This is a genomic window from Prevotella jejuni (genome assembly GCF_900187995.1).
Classification (GTDB): Bacteria; Bacteroidota; Bacteroidia; order Bacteroidales; family Bacteroidaceae; genus Prevotella; species Prevotella jejuni.
This window is the reverse complement of the sequence record NZ_FZNZ01000019.1, coordinates 59,134-77,513: the sequence shown is the minus strand read 5'-3', so window position 1 is coordinate 77,513 and position 18,380 is coordinate 59,134. Positions and strand designations below refer to the sequence as shown.

The 18,380-nt window shown below is 41.0% G+C and carries 13 protein-coding genes and 1 pseudogene; 10 read left to right on the top strand and 4 right to left on the bottom strand.

Going from position 1 to position 18,380, the window contains the following annotated elements; translation table 11 throughout:
- Positions 1–111: 111 nt before the first annotated feature.
- The 3 genes and pseudogenes from CHB62_RS15520 to CHB62_RS08645 form a co-directional block, all read right to left on the bottom strand.
- Positions 112–187 (bottom strand): annotated as a pseudogene (locus tag CHB62_RS15520) (transposase); the annotation flags it as partial.
- Between the two features lie 630 nt (positions 188–817).
- A complete protein-coding gene (locus tag CHB62_RS08650; RefSeq protein ID WP_240616175.1) occupies positions 818–1,429 on the bottom strand; it encodes an ATP-binding cassette domain-containing protein in 612 nt (203 codons plus the stop codon).
- A 53-nt stretch (positions 1,430–1,482) separates the two neighbouring features.
- Positions 1,483–2,397, bottom strand: coding sequence for a beta-carotene 15,15'-monooxygenase (locus CHB62_RS08645; protein ID WP_089366521.1), 915 nt, complete (start codon positions 2,395–2,397; stop codon positions 1,483–1,485).
- Positions 2,398–2,458: 61 nt separating this feature from the next.
- Here CHB62_RS08645 and CHB62_RS14890 point away from each other — a divergent pair, with 61 nt between their 5' ends.
- Positions 2,459–2,719, top strand: coding sequence for a hypothetical protein (locus CHB62_RS14890; RefSeq protein WP_036919409.1), 261 nt, complete (start codon positions 2,459–2,461; stop codon positions 2,717–2,719).
- Between the two features lie 197 nt (positions 2,720–2,916).
- Complete coding sequence (locus CHB62_RS14885; RefSeq protein WP_176414858.1) at positions 2,917–3,288, top strand: hypothetical protein; 372 nt, start codon at positions 2,917–2,919, stop codon at positions 3,286–3,288.
- On the opposite strand, the gene CHB62_RS08635 is transcribed toward CHB62_RS14885, so the two are convergent.
- Positions 3,276–4,184 (bottom strand): ATP-binding cassette domain-containing protein, encoded by a 909-nt coding sequence (locus CHB62_RS08635; RefSeq protein WP_042856095.1) that lies wholly within the window; start codon positions 4,182–4,184, stop codon positions 3,276–3,278. The two genes, CHB62_RS14885 and CHB62_RS08635, sit on opposite strands and share 13 nt — an antisense overlap.
- Before the next feature lie 462 nt (positions 4,185–4,646).
- Here CHB62_RS08635 and CHB62_RS08630 point away from each other — a divergent pair, with 462 nt between their 5' ends.
- The 8 genes from CHB62_RS08630 (at position 4,647) to CHB62_RS08595 (ending at position 18,185) form a co-directional block, all read left to right on the top strand.
- A complete protein-coding gene (locus CHB62_RS08630; RefSeq protein ID WP_089366520.1) occupies positions 4,647–7,601 on the top strand; it encodes a TonB-dependent receptor in 2,955 nt (984 codons plus the stop codon).
- Positions 7,601–7,981 carry a hypothetical protein gene (locus tag CHB62_RS08625; RefSeq protein WP_089366519.1) on the top strand — a complete coding sequence of 127 codons (381 nt, stop codon included), beginning with the start codon at positions 7,601–7,603 and terminating at the stop codon, positions 7,979–7,981. The genes CHB62_RS08630 and CHB62_RS08625 overlap by 1 nt, the downstream gene beginning before the upstream one ends.
- A 38-nt stretch (positions 7,982–8,019) precedes the next feature.
- Positions 8,020–8,535 carry a T9SS type A sorting domain-containing protein gene (locus CHB62_RS08620; protein ID WP_089366528.1) on the top strand — a complete coding sequence of 172 codons (516 nt, stop codon included), beginning with the start codon at positions 8,020–8,022 and terminating at the stop codon, positions 8,533–8,535.
- 30 nt (positions 8,536–8,565) lie between these two features.
- On the top strand, positions 8,566–9,687 hold the full coding sequence (locus CHB62_RS08615) for a DUF4876 domain-containing protein (RefSeq protein ID WP_089366518.1): 1,122 nt from the start codon (positions 8,566–8,568) through the stop codon (positions 9,685–9,687).
- Positions 9,688–9,732: 45 nt separating this feature from the next.
- The gene (locus CHB62_RS08610; protein ID WP_240616176.1) at positions 9,733–11,334 is read left to right on the top strand and encodes a DUF6850 family outer membrane beta-barrel protein; all 1,602 of its coding nucleotides are present in this window, start codon (positions 9,733–9,735) and stop codon (positions 11,332–11,334) included.
- Positions 11,335–11,535: 201 nt separating this feature from the next.
- On the top strand, positions 11,536–14,358 hold the full coding sequence (locus CHB62_RS08605) for a M16 family metallopeptidase (protein WP_089366516.1): 2,823 nt from the start codon (positions 11,536–11,538) through the stop codon (positions 14,356–14,358).
- Between the two features lie 412 nt (positions 14,359–14,770).
- Positions 14,771–15,730 carry an exonuclease/endonuclease/phosphatase family protein gene (locus tag CHB62_RS08600; RefSeq protein ID WP_089366515.1) on the top strand — a complete coding sequence of 320 codons (960 nt, stop codon included), beginning with the start codon at positions 14,771–14,773 and terminating at the stop codon, positions 15,728–15,730.
- A gap of 4 nt (positions 15,731–15,734) precedes the next feature.
- Positions 15,735–18,185, top strand: a complete 2,451-nt coding sequence (locus CHB62_RS08595) for a hypothetical protein (protein WP_089366514.1) — start codon at positions 15,735–15,737, stop codon at positions 18,183–18,185.
- Positions 18,186–18,380: the final 195 nt, after the last annotated feature.

Sequence of the window (18,380 nt, the reverse complement as noted above, 5' to 3'; positions counted from 1 at the left end):
AACGAAAGACCAAGAGAAAAATTAAACTTTTCTACTCCAAAGTGTGAGTTCTTTAAACACGTTTTGTAATTTTGCACTTGCTGGTTGACTCTGCGGAGAGACCTGTTTTATCAGTTTCTAACTCAAATTCCTTGCAGAAATCATCCGCAATACAGAAAATTTTAGTAATTTTGTCCTTGGTAATCATTGTTATGTTTATTGTAATTGTTTGATTTTCAACCATAAAGTTACAAAAATATAATGAGATTACCAACTTTTTGCAGACATTTCTTATCCCGAGTTCAGGTTGATAGTATCCGGCAACAGCCAGCATTATACATCTGCAGTGACCGAGTCCCGATAAATATCAGTGCTGCCTGATGAACATTTGCCGTGCAAGGCAGCCATCAGCGTAATGCCGTATATGATAGCGAAAGGAGTGGAACGGCCTTTTCTGCAGATGTGCTGATACCCGGCACATCTTGTGTTGTCGGCAGACACCAGTCGTGTTGACGGTCCGCTCCATGCCATATATTGTCTGGAGGGGAGCCTGCTTGTTGCTGGAGAAGAGCTGTGTGGGCAGAACTTATCTGAACAGGGGGGCTTTTCCGGAAACGATGCGGAATGGCCAGTTTAAAAGAAATCATGGGAAATCTTGCGGTTTGAGTTTTATCGGACAGCATCAGATAAACATAAGTGCTGGAAAAGGGAATGTATGGTCTCGGTAAACCATCGGCCCCTCACGTCAAGCCCATACGCTCTTCACGATATCCATCTGCGCATTTAACGGAAGGGCCTGGAATATGCCGTTCGTCTGTAATCTGTTTTACAGGTAATTTCAGATGTCCTCTTTGAGTATGTATTTCTTTAAATCATCCTCAATGACTTTTGGAACGGCTTCTTTGCCCTCATAGGTCTTCATCATCTTACCTTGGTGGATGTATGCCAGAGTCTCGCAGATATCGGTCAAGGCAGAGATGATGTGAGAGGATATCAGGAATGTGCTTCCCTCTCTCTTTCTTTTGACTATCCAGTCTTTCAGTATGATGACACCTGCGACATCCAATCCGTTGAAAGGCTCGTCCATGATATAGAAGTCACACTTCTGCATCATCAGTGCCATGAGCATCAGACGCTTTCTCATTCCCAAAGAGTATTTCGACGGATAGCTGTTCAACGGAAGATTAAACAGCTTGTTGTACTGATTGATTTCTTCACCGGTACACGGAAGATGGGCAGCTTTCAGGCAGAATTCCAGAAACTCCTTGCCGGTAACCAGCGGGTAAAAGTAAGGCGTATCGGGCAGATAACCTATCCTGCAATGTTCTTCCATGATGACGTTGCCCTGATAATGTTCCAGGCCCGCAAGACACCTGAACAATGTGCTTTTGCCGGCACCGTTCTCTCCTACGATGCCATACGCTTTACTTTTCTCTAACCGGAGGGTCATGCCATGAAGAATGACAGACGAGCCGTATTTCTTCCTTATATTGTTTATCTGAATCATGCTGAATATTTGCTGTAGACCATAAAAGATAACAGAAGGGTGGTGAACGCAGCCAAGGGAATCATCACGGTCTTCATATATCCTACGGCATCGACCATGAACAAAGCTGATAGCACAATCATGATTACAATCGGATTGTCTATTTTGAAATACCTGATAAGTTCCGACTGGAAAAGAAAGAGCGTGGCAAGGATATATATCATGACGATTTCTCCGATAACAAGAGCGTCAGCTTTGTGTATCAGGAGGATAGCGAAGAAGGGACATAGCAGTGCGAATGTATTCCCGACGGCATATATTGACTGTAAATGAATCATTCTCAAAGGGGAAGAGTAAAACATCAGATGGCTCTTCCTGACAGGCTGACAGATGAGGAATCCAAGCAGATATACGAAGAGCAGTAGTGTGGCATAGGTGATATTGATATTATGGTACAGCAGCCCCATGCAGGATGATAATATCCCCAGCAGGTAAGGGATAAGCAGCGTCCTCATACTGCCGGCATACTGATAAGAGCCTTTCAGCAGGAAAGGATAAGTGAACATTGTGAACTGCAGCCGGGGTCTAGGCAACATAGGCAGGACAATCGCTATTGCCACACAGACGAGAAGTGGCACCCAATAGAGGCGGAGCGCACAGATAGCTATTAATGGAGTGGAAAGGAGGACATACTCTGCCATCAGCAGCCTCTTCTCACTTCCGTACAATATCTGCAGGAGTTCCCTGTCGCCTCTGCTATAATGGAATCCGGCCACGAGAGCGGCATCAACCAGTATGATATTCGTCTGCGGAGCCAATGACAGTATATAGAGCAATAAGCCTGCGACACACAGCAGAAGGACAGAGACGATTATTCCAAGTCCCTTCATCAGACGGTAAACGATTAGAAGCTGTAATTTCAGGAAATTCATGTGCTTTGACCGGATAGCAAGGAGTCGGATTCTACCTTGTCCTTTATGAACCATTACATTGATGAGACCAAGGAGTGAAGCCGTTGCAGGCTGTCTTCAGAATTTTGACAGTGAACCGCTTTCTTTACTCTTGATGATTAAGAATTTCAGACAGAGATACCCTAAGAGCAAGTATAATCCATCATTGCAGAGAATGACCGTCAGGGTATTCGGTGTCAAAGATGATCCACGGAGCAACAACTGCTGTATGGCCGCATTCGCCTCTGCAAAGGGGAACAGCAACGTAAGTGCTGTCTTGGAAGAGATAAAGACTGCCCCGTAGCTCAGGATACCAAAGACGATAGAGGATACCATGCTGTAGAATGACGATATGCTCTTGTATTTTAATGCCAGTGAGGCGCACATGATTCCCAGACCTATAAGGGAGAAGATGGATATGAGAAACAGCGGAAGTACAGAGAGCCATTGGATGAAAAAACCGCTTGCACGGAAGGGACCAGAAGAACGCAGATAAACAGTGTGAGAACGGACTGGATGATGGTAATCACACTTGACACAAGCCCCTTGACTAGAAGTAATGTAAAGAAAGATCTTGAATTGAGATACAGCTGTTCTATTGTTCCCTGGACAGTCTCCGACACGATGGAATCCACCACGGAGATGAAAGAGTTGTTGGCGATGAGCCAGATCATGAACGAGCAGATAAACGCCCATGTCTTGACCTCCGGTTTCCCCCGGAGGAGGACATGGGAGAGCAATACCATGAGCACAGCCCAGAAGAGAATATTGAACAGCGTGTTGAATTTATACCTGAAAGTCAATTTGATGGATTTGACAAACTCTGCCTTCAAAAGTCCCCAGAAATATATCATGATGAATCAGTTTAAATAAAAATCTTTTAGGTTCTCTCCTTCTATTTCCACGCTTGTCACCTCGTGTCCTTTTTGGTTCAGTCTGTCGATTTCCTTGCCCAATAGGAGTGCAGTGGTGAGAAGTCTGATTGTACAATAGAGGTCGTGCCGTTCCAGAATTTCATATCTGGCGGCCTGTAACTTATCAATATCGGGATGCAGGATTTTAAGGATGAAAGAGTTGTCGAAGCTCGCTGTATCTTCTTTCCTTTTCATGACTCCGTCTTGCAGCTTGAATATCTGCCGGGCGGTGCGTTCTATGAAGTTAAAGTCATGAGAAGTCATGATGATCAATCTGTTTGAAGTGATTTCCGGGGATGACAGGAAACTGCTCAGCCCGAATGCACTCTCAATGTCCAGCCCAAGGGTCGGCTCATCAAGGAATACGACGGGGGTGTTCATGCTCAACGCACAGATGATGGCGACCTTTTGCTGCATCCCGCGAGACAGATTCTCTACCAGCTGATTCCTTTTGTCGTATAATCCTAATTCGTTGAGGAGTTCCTTGCTCTGACTACTTACGGCATTGAACGGGATGCCACGCACGGCGGCGAAATACTTTATGTTTTCCCATGGCGTCAGCTTGTAGTAGATGTTCCGGCTGCCTTCAGACAGCAGCGCAAAGGTCCTGTTCTTTTCTTCCTTGCTCATTGTCTGTAGGTCTTTCCCGAAATATTCTATCTTCCCCTCTTCATAGTCCAGCAGGTCTGTGCAGGATTTGATAAAAGTCGTCTTGCCTGCTCCATTCGATCCCAGGATGGCGACAACGCCTTTCTCCAAAACGATATTCACATCTTTCAGGACCTCATTCCTATTGGATGAGGTCCTGAAAGTCTTTTTCAAATGATGCACGGAAAGTGCAGTTGTATTATTCATATATCTCAAGTATTTCTTGTCTGATATTTTGAATAGTCTCATAATCTTTAATTTTTAAAAGTTATTTTTAGTTATTTCAAAGCAATACAAAGTTATTGTTTAAAATCTATAATACAATAAATTCCCATTTATTTTAATTATAATTAATTAAGTCGTTTGGGTTAGAAACAATTCACCTAAAACAAATTTTGCTGTCATTAATGTCATTCTAAGTAGCCACCTAACTCATTCTTCTGCAGTAGCTTTGCATGAAATGTTAAAAGTGACAGCAACTTAAAACAAAACTATTCTTATAAGATATGTAATTGTTTTGTTCTTGTATTAGAATGGTCCTTGTCACTCCATATATCAGAAGAACCTTAGGTAATACGATAAAATCCATTTCTATTCATAAAGAAAAGCTAATAAATACCTATTTTTGAGTATTGTAGAGTTAGTAGATTCGTCCTACCTTTGCAATTCATGGACTTCACGAATAGGATAATAGCGTCTATTGTATTTTGCGGACTTAGCATCAATGGTATTGCCCAGACCCTGACAGGTTGTGTTGTGGGGAAGGATGACCGTAAGCCTATAGCCTACGCAACAGTCACATTGAAAGAAAATCGCTTGTACGCTTTTACTGACGAAAAAGGCTGTTTCACGATAAAAAACGTACCGAAAGGAAAGTGTACTGCAGTTATCTCCTGTCTTGGCTACGCAGAACAAACAGTAGTTGTCACCATTAATAATGATGGTGCCACACTCAACGTGCGCCTTGCCGAAGACAATCTTCAGCTCGATGAAGTACAGGTTGTTGCGCATCGAAAGAAAGACGAGATAACAACCTCTTACACCATTGACCGTAAGACGTTGGACAATCAACAGATAATGACTTTGGGTGATATAGCCCAACTTTTACCGGGTGGTAAGAGTGTGAACCCTTCTTTGATGAATGATAGCAAATTGACCTTGCGAAGCGGTTCGTCAGAGCGAGGCAATGCGTCATTTGGTACAGCCATTGAAGTGGATGGTGTTCGTCTGAACAACAATGCGATGATGGGCGAAACGGCTGGTGTGAGTACACGTGGTGTCAGTGCTTCTAACATTGAAAGTGTGGAGGTCGTACCCGGTATTGCCTCTGTAGAATACGGCGACCTCACCAATGGTGTAGTAAAAGTGAAGACACGTAGAGGTAGTTCGCCCTTCATCTTAGAAGGAAGTATCAACCAACACACTCGCCAGATAGCCCTTCACAAAGGATTAGACTTAGGCAAGAATGCTGGACTTATCAACTTCTCCCTTGAGCATGCACGCTCTTTTTCGGATGCAGCATCGCCTTACACAGCTTATCAACGTAATGTACTGTCACTGCACTATATGAATGTCTTTATGAAGAAGACACAACCTCTGACCTTGGACATTGGGCTAAATGGTGGCGTGGGAGGCTATGATTCGAAGGCTGACCCAGACCGCAACTTGGACAGTTATTATAAGGTTAAGGACAATAATGTGGGTGGTAATGTGCGCCTTGACTGGTTATTGAACAAGTCATGGATAACCAATCTTAATTTTACAGCAGCCTTCACCTACGCTGACAAACGCTCAGAAAGCTATAGCAACGAGAGTAGTAGTTCAACACAACCTTATATCCACACCTTGACAGAAGGATATAACATTGCAGAAGACTACGATAAGAACCCTACTGCCAATATCATTCTTGGTCCTACAGGCTATTGGTATCTGCGTGGTTTTGGAGACTCCAAACCATTAACCTACAGTTTGAAGCTAAAGGCTAATTGGAATAAATCATTCGGAAAGTTCCGCAACCGCTTACTTGTTGGTGCTGAATGGACAAGCAGTAGGAATAAGGGGAAGGGTACACACTACGAAGATATGCGCTATGCACCGACATGGCGTGAATATCGTTTTGACGTCCTACCCGCTTTGAACAACATGGCACTCTATGCCGAGGATAAGCTATCAATGGCTATCGATACCAAACAGAATGTTGAACTGACAGCAGGTGTGCGTGAGGATATCACCTCTATTCCCGGCTCTGAATATGGAATAGTAGGCAGTCTTTCACCACGAATGAACATGCGCTATATGCTTCGCTTCGGACAAGATAGTTGGGTGAACAGTCTTAGCGTACACTCAGGATGGGGAAAGAGCGTGAAACTTCCAAGTTTCCAAGTACTCTACCCTTCTCCATCTTATCGTGATATGTTGGCATTCTCATCTACCAGTGATGCTAATAATCGCTCTTATTATGCCTATTACACTCACCCTTCAAAGGCACGATACAATGCTGACTTGAAATGGCAATATGCCAACCAGTGGGATTTAGGTGTGGAACTGAGAACAAAAATTGCGGACATCAACCTTTCATTCTTCCATAGTAAGACTTTCAATCCTTACATGGCAACAAACACTTACACACCTTTCACCTATAAGTACACATCACCTGCTAAACTTCAAGCAAGCGGTATTGCGACGGCTAATCGCCTCTTTACGATTGACCCACAGACAGGTATTGTGACGGTAAGTGATGCCAGTGGCGTGAAAACTCCAGTCGTTCTCGGTTATGACGAACGTAACACCTACGTCACCAATACAAAATATGTGAATGCTGACCCATTGAGTCGCTATGGCTTAGAATGGATTGTAGACTTCAAACAGATTAAGGCGCTCCGAACACAGGTACGTGTTGATGGTAAGTACTATCATTATAAGGCACAGGACGAAACGCTCTTTGCGGACGTACCTGTAGGACTTAACACACGTCAGTCAGACGGGAAACTCTATCAGTATATTGGTTATTACCGTGGTGGTGCAGCCTCATCAACCAACTATACGGCTGATGCTTCTGCCTCAAATGGCTCTGTCAGTGGTCAAGTAGATATGAATGTCACACTAACGACACACATACCAAAGATTCGACTTATCGTAGCTTTGCGTATGGAAAGTTCACTCTATACATATAGTAGAGCTACCAGCAGTCGAGGATATGTTGTGAATAGTGGCAATGAATACTTTGGTGAGCCGTATAATGGTAAGACAGAGAATCAGACGGTTATCGTCTATCCAGAGTATTACAGCACATGGGATGCACCAGAGACATTGGTTCCTTTTGCAGAGAAATTGCGTTGGGCAGCAACGAATGACAGAGGGTTATACAACGACCTGACACAGTTGGTTGTACGAACAAACTATCCTTACACATTGAATCCGAATAAGTTGAGTGCGTTCTGGTCAGCTAACTTGAGTGTAACAAAGGAAATTGGTAAGCACGTATCTATATCGTTTTATGCCAATAACTTCTTCAACACGCTTGCTCAGATACACTCATCACAGACGGGACTTGAGACGAGTCTCTTTGGTAGTGGATATGTTCCGAGTTTCTATTACGGACTTTCATTAAGATTAAAGATATAATGAGAAAGATATTCAGTTTACTTGTAGCATGCGTGATGACAATGTTAATCTCGTGTGCTGATTATGAGGAGGGCATTAAGGTAGTCAACTTCGATGTGAAGTTAGAATTCCCCAGCACTTATGACGGTTCTTATGAAGGCTTACGTGTAGAGTTACAAGATGCCGTGGCAAGCACCTTCGTTGATAGTACAGACGCTGAGGGAGTGGCTCATTTCAGTGTTCCTTCAGGCTTGTATAAGGTCAGCAGCTCAGCAAGAAAGAAAACTGTGGACTACCGTTACTTCTTCAATGGTGCCAAGTCACAGGTAGTTGTTGCCGTAGACTCTCCTCACGTGGTAACCTTACCATTAGTAATGTCGAAGAAACGTATCGTGAATTAAAAAAGAAATAAAGATAGTATAAATCAAAAACAATGTTTATGAAGAAAATAAGTTTTATAGGGCTTATCGCTTTAGCACTGTCGTTCATACCCCTTAGTGGCTTTGCACAGACAGTACAAGAGAAGATGATAACCTGCCTTGTCTTGACCGAGACGAATGGTACCAAGACCGAGTTTGCTTTGGAATCGTTTCCTGTTATAACCATAGAAGGCAACGACCTCGTTATTACTTGTGAGGGTAAGAAGTTATCAACAGCACTGACAGGCGTGCAGGACTACCGCTTCATTGAGAAGAAGGTGACAGCAAGTATTAGTAGTGTACCTTCTAATGACCCAAAGAATGCGTCTGTTTCTCCTCAATTCTCTTTCAGTAATGCTGAGGTAAGTGGGTTGAAAGCAGGTGCAAGGGTTACCATTTACAATCTTAATGGTACACAAATCAGCTCTGTGACAGCAGATGGTGAAGGACGAGTTGCCCTTGATTTCTCGTCTTTACCTAAGGGTGTCTACATCCTCCGTACACCTACTAAGAGCTTTAAGTTTATGAATAAGTAAGAATAACATTAGAAATTAAATAGAAAAGATATGAAGAAAATATTATTTCTCCTTGTTGCTATGTTCGCATTCATTAGCAACATCAATGCACAAGTATGGGATATGGTTGTGACACATAGCGATGGTACTGTACAAGTCATCAAAGCATCAGAGGTTAAAAACGTTACTTTCCAAGCTCCTGATCAGAATGCTGACCAAGTTATCATCAAGGAACTGTACACAACAGGTGTACCAATTGAAAATGATCCCAAGAATTTCTTCCAGATGGACAAGGGTTTTATCCTCTATAACAATGGTGGTAAGACAGCAGTAATCAGCAACTTAGCTATTGGTATATTAGACCCATACAATGCTCAATCTGTATCAAATGCATGGTATAGTGCAGGAGCGACAGAGCCTTCTTACGTTTCACAGGGCTGGGTTCCAGCAGCTTGTGGTATATGGTACTTCCCTAATTCATTGATTATCGAGCCTTATTCACAGGTTGTTATCTGCTGTATGGGGGCAATAGATAATACTAAGACCTACCCACAGAGTATCAACTATGCCAATAAAGACTACTATACTATGTACGACCCAGAGTCTGGTTTTAAGAATCCAAAATACTATCCAACACCAGCAGACGTTATCCCTACCAGCCAATACCTTAAGGCAGTAGAATATGGACAGGCTAACGCTTGGCCACTTAGTGTAACTTCTCCTGGCTTCTTTATCTTCCAAACAAAGAACACAACGCCTGCCGCTTTCGCAAACGATGCAAGTAATATCACATACGCACCAGGCAAAGCCCAGAACAAAATAAATGCTGTATTAAAGGTCCCAACAGACTGGATAATTGACGGTGTTGAGGTCTATGAGAAAATTAATGAGAGTAAGAGTAAGAAGCGTTTCGGCTCTGACGTAGATGCCGGCTACGTCATGCAGACTGTCAAACTTGGTCATAGCGTATATCGTAATGTAGACGTTGAAGCTACAAAGAAGATTGAAGGCAATGCCGATAAGCTGGTTTATAACTATCAGTATGGTGCAGACCCAAGTCATATCGACGCAGAAGCATCTATGAAGAAGGGTGCAAAGATTGTCTACATGGACACAAACAACTCTACTTCTGACTTCCACGAGCGCAAACAGTTCTCACTTAGAGACAAGTAAAATAGATGATAAAAGAACATAACCTGTAAGATGAGATATAGGTTCATGACACTTATACTGGCAGGAGTAACCCTCTCTGCCAGCCTCAACGCACAGGAGCAGGCTAAAGATAGTCTGCTCCATCGTGATTTTAGCTTCGTTGCCAACAGCGATGCATGGCTGGGAAGTGACAATGCTGCAGCTTTGACACGATTTAAGACAAAGAACATTTCTTTGGCTGAAGTGTATGTACAATATGGCAAGGGAGGCTTTGTTAACTATGATGAGTCGCCACGTACCGTGCAAGCAGGTGCTAACGTCTCTTCATTCTATCGACTAACAGACAGGATTGTCCTATCGGGAAGTATGCGTTATGACAACTTCTCTGGACGTAATATGACTGGTTCAGCGTTCATACAGACCCAACGTTTGCCGTTCGATATTGTCGAAGACTCGCTAAATAATGCTGGCACAAAGCATCGTGACACCTATAATCTTATGGGCGCATTGTCTTGGGAGATATATAAAGGACTTGCCATTGGTACAAAGGTGGACTTCACTGCAGCAAACGTTGCTAAGTATAAGGATTTAAGACATAAGACAAAGCTAATGGATTTAGCCCTCACCACAGGCGCCTATATACCATTACAGCCTTTTAGTCTTGGTTTCAATTATACTTACCGACGGAACACAGAGAGCGTAATCTTTAGTACCTACGCTTCAAATGCACAGGAGTTTACGTCTTATATCAACTATGGACCATGGATTGGTAAGACCGAACCCTTCAGTAGTTCGGGCTTTACTGACAGCAATAGGGAGCAACCTATGCTCAATGAATATCATGGGTTAGGTCTACAACTTGGCTGGGAAATCCTCCCACACCTCTCATGGTTTAACCACATGGATATGGCTTATCGCAAGGGTTATTATGGTAGGAAGTCACCCTATACGATTGTTCACACCAATCATCACAGCCATATTTATGACTATCAGACACGCCTCTCTCTGAAACTCGAAAAGCAGATACATCATCTTGACTTTAGTTTCTCAAGCGAGAACCTTGTCAACGAGATGAATGCTTATCGTTCTAACAAGAATGAACAGGGAGCCTACTTCTATCAGTATCTTGCCCCTGTAAAGAGTGCTAACAAGGCTTGGAACGATGTGCATCTTGGCTATACAGGCTATTATGGAGTGACTAACGAGTTACCTCTTTGGACGATAGAAGCGGGCACTAACTTCGCTCATCGCAAGCAGACTGGCTACAGCTACCCTTACTTCCGACGTCAGGACATCCATACTACAGAGGCTTATACAAGTCTTACACGTAACCTCCTTTTCCGCAAGGGGGTGTTGTCATTAAAGGCGGGCTTTGCCTATAAGAAGGGAAAGGGCGATGCTTTCGAGGATGGAACATTAGCTAAACCATCTGACAAGCAGAACGGTTTTCCTACGATGGACGTACTGATGTATCGTGAGTATAAGTATCTTACAGCCCCACAATACTCCCTCCAGCTCGGACTTAAATATGCCTTTGTCCTCCCAGGCACCAAGATGAAGACCTACACTGCCTTCGACTTCACCCATCGACATACCAACGACGGCAACGCTTATCTCATAGGAAGGAACTATTCAACGGGCAGACTGACCATTGGTTGCACCTTCTAACAGTCTTACTATTGGTCCGCACGAGTGGTGCTAAGCGCTCGCACAAGTGGTGTTGGGCCTCCGCACCACACGTGCGGAGCACTTAATAGAGTACAATATGTTATTAAGACGAAGGCAAATAATCGTCAGTAAGACAATACCCTACCAAGAATCAAAATCAGACAGACATAAAAGAATTATAAAAGGAATCACTCACATATTATGTTAATGAACAAAAGAATCATCAATGCGCTTGTACTCCTGCTCCTCGTGACAGGTGCTATGGCGCAGAATGTCAGCACCGACAACAGCTTCCGCATAGGTAAGTTGAAGAATGGTATGACTTATTACATACGCCACAATGCTAAGGAGAAAGAAATAGCCGACTTCTACATTGCACAGCGTGTGGGAAGTATTCTCGAAGAACCTAACCAAAGGGGATTGGCTCACTTCCTTGAGCACATGGCTTTCAATGGTAGTAAGAACTTCAAGAATACACCTACCTCACCAAGTATCGTTCACTGGTGTGAGGCACATGGTATCAAGTTTGGTACCAACCTTAACGCTTACACCTCCGTTGACGAGACCGTTTACAACGTCAGTTCCGTACCTGTAAAGCATGAGGCTACTATCGACTCTACCCTACTTATCCTTCATGACTGGAGCCACTATTTGGACCTTGAGGACAAGGAGATAGACAAAGAGCGTGGTGTCATTCACGAAGAGTGGCGTACACGCCGTGCTGGTATGGCTTCACAACGCCTGATGGAAGAGGCATTACCGATTATCTATCGTGGTACGAAGTATGAAGACTGTCTGCCAATCGGTAAGATGGAGATTGTAGACAACTTCCCTTACAAGGCACTTCGCGACTATTACCACAAGTGGTATCGTCCAGACCTGCAAGCAATCATCGTTGTGGGTGATATTGACGTAGACAAGATGGAGAAGAAGATTCAGTCTGTCTTCTCAGCCATCCCAATGCCTGAGAATGCTGCTCATCGCGAATATTTCCCTGTAAGCGACAACGACAAGATGATTGTAGCATCATTGAAGGATTCAGAACAACCTATCATGCTCGTTACACTTTATATGAAGCGTGAGGCTACGCCTGATGCTGAGAAGTCTTCGGTAAAATATCAGCGAGACGGATATGTTGACGACTTAGTCTCTTATATGATTGGCGAACGCCTTAACGAGATGCAGGACAAGAATCCAAAGCCTTGCTTGAGTGCTTCTGCACGTATGGGTCAGTTCTTGATTAGCCGTACAAAAGATGCCTTTGTCCTTTCCTTTGGTGCTCGTCAGGAAGATGTAAAGGGTTCTTTCGATGCAGCAGTGGGTACGATAGAGCAGATTCGTCAGCACGGTTTTACTCCTTCAGAACTTGCTCGTGCCAAAGCTTTCCGCCAGAAGGTGATTGACCGCCAATACAATGAGCGCAACGACCGTCGCAATTCATACTATGTGCGTCGTGCAAAGCAGAACTTTCTCGATAACGAACCAATCACCGCCGAAGCATACGACAAGCAACTCGATGATCAGTTCTTTAATGAGGTGACACTCGACGAGGTCAATGCGGCTATGCGTGAGGCTATCACGAATAAGAATCAGGTGCTTGTTGTCTATTCTCCAGACAAGGCAGGTGTAAATGTTCCCTCAGATGCGCAGTTTGAGCAAATGGTTCTCGATGCACAGGCAAAGACCTATCCTAAGTATGTTGAAAAGAAGTTGGACGATAAACTTATAGAGACGTTACCGAAGAAGGGACGTATCAAGAGTGAGAAAGCAGGCTTGCACGGAACAACGGAAATCACGCTGAGCAATGGTGTGAAAGTTTACTTCAAGAAGACCGACTATCAGAAGGATGCTGTGACACTGAACTTCTTTGCAGAAGGTGGTTCTTCCCTCTATCCTGTCAAGGACTTGATTAACACACAGTTTATTTCAGCTGCCGTTAAGGAAGGTGGTGTTGGTCGTTTCAGCGCAACAGAACTCAACAAATTCTTAGCAGGTAAGACAGTTCGTATCAACGCTGGTGTAGGCAATGAAACACAGTCTATCAGCGGTAACTCGTCTATCAAAGACATCCGCACACTCTTTGAACTTACTTACTTGTATTTTACAAACTTACGTCGTGATGACCAAGCTTTCCAGTCAGAAGTTAACCGTATGCGCTCTTTCCTCACCAACCGTGAGGCAAGTCCTAACGTTAGCTACAACGACTCTATCGCTGCCATCGTTTATGGTAATTCTCCACGTGTACAACCACTCAAGGCTGCATCACTTGACAAGGTAAGCTATGACCGTGTTCTCGAGATTTATAAGGAGCGTTTCAGCAATGCTTCTAACTTCAAGATGATTATCATGGGTAACATTGACATCGCTCAGTTGCGCCCTCTCTTAGAGCAATACATTGCTTCACTGCCATCAACTGGCAAGAAGGAAACCTTTGCGAAGACTTATCCTGACGTGCGCAACTGCAACGAGACCCACCGCTTTGAAAAGAAGATGAAGACGCCATTGGCACGTGTAACCGTCTTCTATACATGGGACGAACCTTACACAGCGAAGTCTGATTTGGAACTCGACGTCTTCAAGCGTGTACTATCAATAGCTTATACCGACTCTGTACGTGAGGAGAAAGGTGGGGTATATGGTGTGAAACTACAGCAAAGTCTGAACGCAACAAGCAATCCTCACGCCCTCTTGAAGATTGCCTTTGATACCGATCCTGACAAGTATAACATGGTAATGCCAATCATCACCAAACAGATTGAACATATTGCCAACAAGGGTCCAGAGGCAGTAAGCTTGCAGAAGGTGAAGGAATATCTCTTAAAGCAGTACGACCAGTCTTCTGTTACCAATGACTACTGGCTCTATGTGATATACAACCAGCTGCGCCACGGTGTAGACTTTGACAAGGACTACAAGACAATCGTTCGTAACATCACATCTGCTGACATCCAGCGTATTGCCCGCAACCTTATCAAGAGTAACCGTCGCATTGAAGTGACGATGCAGTCTGAAAAGGGAATGTAAGCCATTCTATATTATAGGTTGCACAAAGTAAGCCTACTTAAAACAGCCATATCGAAGCCGGAGTGCTTTGATATGGCTGTTCTTCTTTGCTATATTAAAACACAGGTAAAACAAGTTTTTAAATTAATTTGTAGTAGTTATATGCCTTTTATCCTAAGTGATAATCACATTAGCTGCAAAAAAGAGTATAAAAATGTTTTTTATTAAAAATGTTTTTCATAACTTTACAACCTTAAAAAGACTTCTAGGGCATTAAGTTCTGAAGATATCAAAGGCACAATATATATCAGTAAATTATTCAATAAGAAATCTAGTGAACCATCAGTTTATAACAGACACTAACAATTTACTTTTATTACCAGACTAATTATTGAAAACATACAAAATGGACTTAAGGGTTTATTAAAATAATATGGCTTATAGAATTGGATCTTTTAATATGTTCAAATTCTCATTCCGTTCAGACAATGAGATTCGTAAAAACATTAAACAAATTGCTCGTATAATATACGAACAACAATTTGAAATTATTGCATTACAAGAGGTTTTTTCAAAGAATGCTATGGACTTGCTATTGAAAGAACTAGGTGAGCATAGATGGCAGGGAGTTTGGGAAGCACCAAATGCCTTGAGTACTTTAGCAGCAGAGGGCTATGCCTACATTTGGGATAAAACCAGGTTTAGGTTATCCACCACTGTTCTTCCAGATGGAAGCACCAGAATATTCAAACCTCACATTTATAACCAATATAAAGTGAATAGGTCATTAGGGCAAAGACAACTAATAAGAAACCCGTACTATGCGAGATTTGAGCCTATAAATGGTGCCTTTTGCGAATTTAGACTTATTAATGTCCATATTATGTTCTCAAGAAATAGCACTCATAATAACATTCTTGACGCAGGAGCTATCCTTCTCCGTAAACGCGAATTTGACATCTTAACAAAATCACTTTATCTTTCTATAGCTGATAAAGTCTATGGAAATAACAGACCATCATACACTATAATTTTAGGTGATTATAATTTAAACCTCCCTTTTTCAGGAGCTAAAAATGCTTTTTTGAACGAAGTTGTTGAAGTTGATAATGGTGGAACTATAAGAAAGTTAATTACTGTTCAGAAAGAGCTTACTACTCTCAAATCCTCTCCTACAGAAGAGCAACTTAAAAAGAAAAAAGATATTATAGCTTCGTATTGGGCAAACAACTTTGATCACTTTACATACGATTATGACAGGTTTCAAGGCATAGGAATACATGCTGGGAGGATTAATACCATACAACAATATTGTAATAATGATTATCAGTTACATAGAAAGGAAATTTCTGACCATGTACCTATCACTTTAGATATTAATTTAATAAAGTAAAATTATGAATCCAATTAAGGTTAATCAAGACAAGTCAATCTGCGAACATGACCAACTTAAAGCAGCTTACGCACTAAACCTTTGTACAGTGTCTGTTTCGCAAATCGTTGACTACAAAGACTTAAATGTTTTAGAGCAAGAGTATGAACTCATACTTAACAACCTCAATCTGCACAATATGCCGAAAGATCAGGCATTACTCCACATTTTAAGGCAGATTTTAGATACAGTCACTTTCTTCCGTATCTATGAAGGGGATAAAATGATGCTTGAAAAAAAATACCAACAAAAAATCAAAAATGCGATATGGAACGCCATCCCTTCTTTCGCTTTAATTGCTGTTGGAGAGCCCTATACTTTCGCTATATCAATGATTGCCTCTGTTGGTATGGGATATATGAATTATCGTAAAGAAAAAGCAAACATCCTTACTGAAAGAGAGGAACAAGAATGGACCTTACAAAGATCTGCGATAGAACAGTTTAATGCCTTAAGAAGAGAGTTATTTGACACAGCATGGAGGTTATCCGACTCATATAAATTTGATGACAAATATAGATTAACTGAATCTCAGATTTCTCAGTATAATAGTATCTTGATGGATTCAATTCCTCTACGAAAGTATGAGCGTTTGGATTCTATTAAGGATAATTTTGAAGCATACCCACCGTTTTGGTACTATTTTGCAAATGCCGCAATGGATGTGGTTAACGTATATAAGAATGAAACTGCCTTCGACGACAATATATCTGCCATAAATAAATACACTCAATTAGCAGAACAAAACTATCAGAAATATTTAGATAAGGACATTGATTTACTTCGAAATAACTACATACGTTCTGCATGCGATTTAGAATATGCCGCATTATTATTAGATAGCCTACCACGTATTGAAGATAATGAGAAAAAACTTAGATTATGCAAAATTAATTATCTTATAGATGATGCCATAAAACATTGTGGCTCTAAATTAGATATCTTACAAATAGCATCCGTTTACTATCTTAGATTAAATAAGACAGAAGAAGCTACAAAACACCTTCGCAAGCTTATTATTGAGAATTATAATACAAAAACAAACTCTCAGTTGCTAAGTCTTATCTATCTACAAGAGGCTGTCTTCGATAATAAGAAGTTTATACCAAATACATTGAAATATAAAGAACTTATTCAATTTACAGATAGAATGAATCTTATCCCATGGGTCGATTCTGAAAAAGAATTAACCAAAGAACATCTTAGAAATATAAATGAACTATTCTTAAATAATCAAAAAGACCAACTGTTTTCTTACCTCGAGGCAATTGTGAATACTATTTTTCACAAAGAAATAATTTCTTATAACAAGGAACTATACAATCGCCATAATATGGATGAAAGTGATGCTTTTTTTGAAGATACTATTTATGCTGAAAAAGAAAGGACTAAAGTATATAAAAAGCTTTATTATAAAGAAGACGAATGGAAAAGGTTTACTGCTGATTTATCTGAACACACTATAATAATTTCACTTAATAAACACATCAATAAACTTTTAAGAAGTCTTGACAAGTTAGCGCAGGTAGCATTCAATTTAAATATAGATCCCGAAACAGATTTGAAATCTATAAAAGAGGTTCTTACAAGTAACCACTCCTCTTACAAAGGGCTATTAATCGACGAAACAAAATCAAGTATTACTGATGACTCTATAATTCAACAGATAAAGTACCTTGAAAATAAAATAGAGAAAAATGAATTTGAATTTAAGGATTATCAAAGACTATCGTCTCTCACATTAACAACAATAATGGAGAAGTTTATTGAAGACTTCGTCATGAATTTTTGGACAAAAGTAATTGCCCCCCAAAATGCATATAAAGAATTAGCAAATATCGAAAGTAACTTCACAGATTTTTGTAACGTAGAAGGACTTCCTTCTTTAGAACAATTATGCTCTCAAGGATATAATAATAGAAATATTCCTGAAGAATATAAAATCTTTGATTTATTTTCTTGTTTTGAGGATGGAAAGAAAATCGAAGAACAGATACGAATAGAAAATAATTTGATAGAATTATTTAAATCTTATGAGGAAAAAGGAATTCTCTTCAAAGAAAATAAAGACGGCCTTACATTCACTACAGATACTGTCTTCATCAATAACCATTTGAATACAATACCAAACAATGATGCTACCACCATTAAAAATAAAGGAAGAGTTTTAGCTTATTTTCATGACCAAAAAGAATGGTATGAAAGACATGTTGATATATTTTTTATGAAAAAAGGTTTCTATTTCAGACTTGATGCTAAAATGTCAACAAGCAAACTTACATTCATTCCTTATAATAAAATTGAATTTGATAGAATCAAAAAAGGGCTAAAGTATAAAAATGAGATTTTCTACCAAAGTTCACAAATAAATTTAGAAGCATTTTATAATCTAATTAGAAACGCTAATAATCAATAATACATACATATCTACCGAATATAAAAAGAGCTGTATCAAACTTTCTAATTAAGCATTGATATAGCTCTTTTCATACGCATTAGAAATATAGAAACTTTCTGAATCCTCTATAAGAATTGAATGGTCATTGCATGCTCTAACACAGAGTGTCGTTAAAAAAACATTGCCCAGTAAAACCAATTTTGCGGCACTACT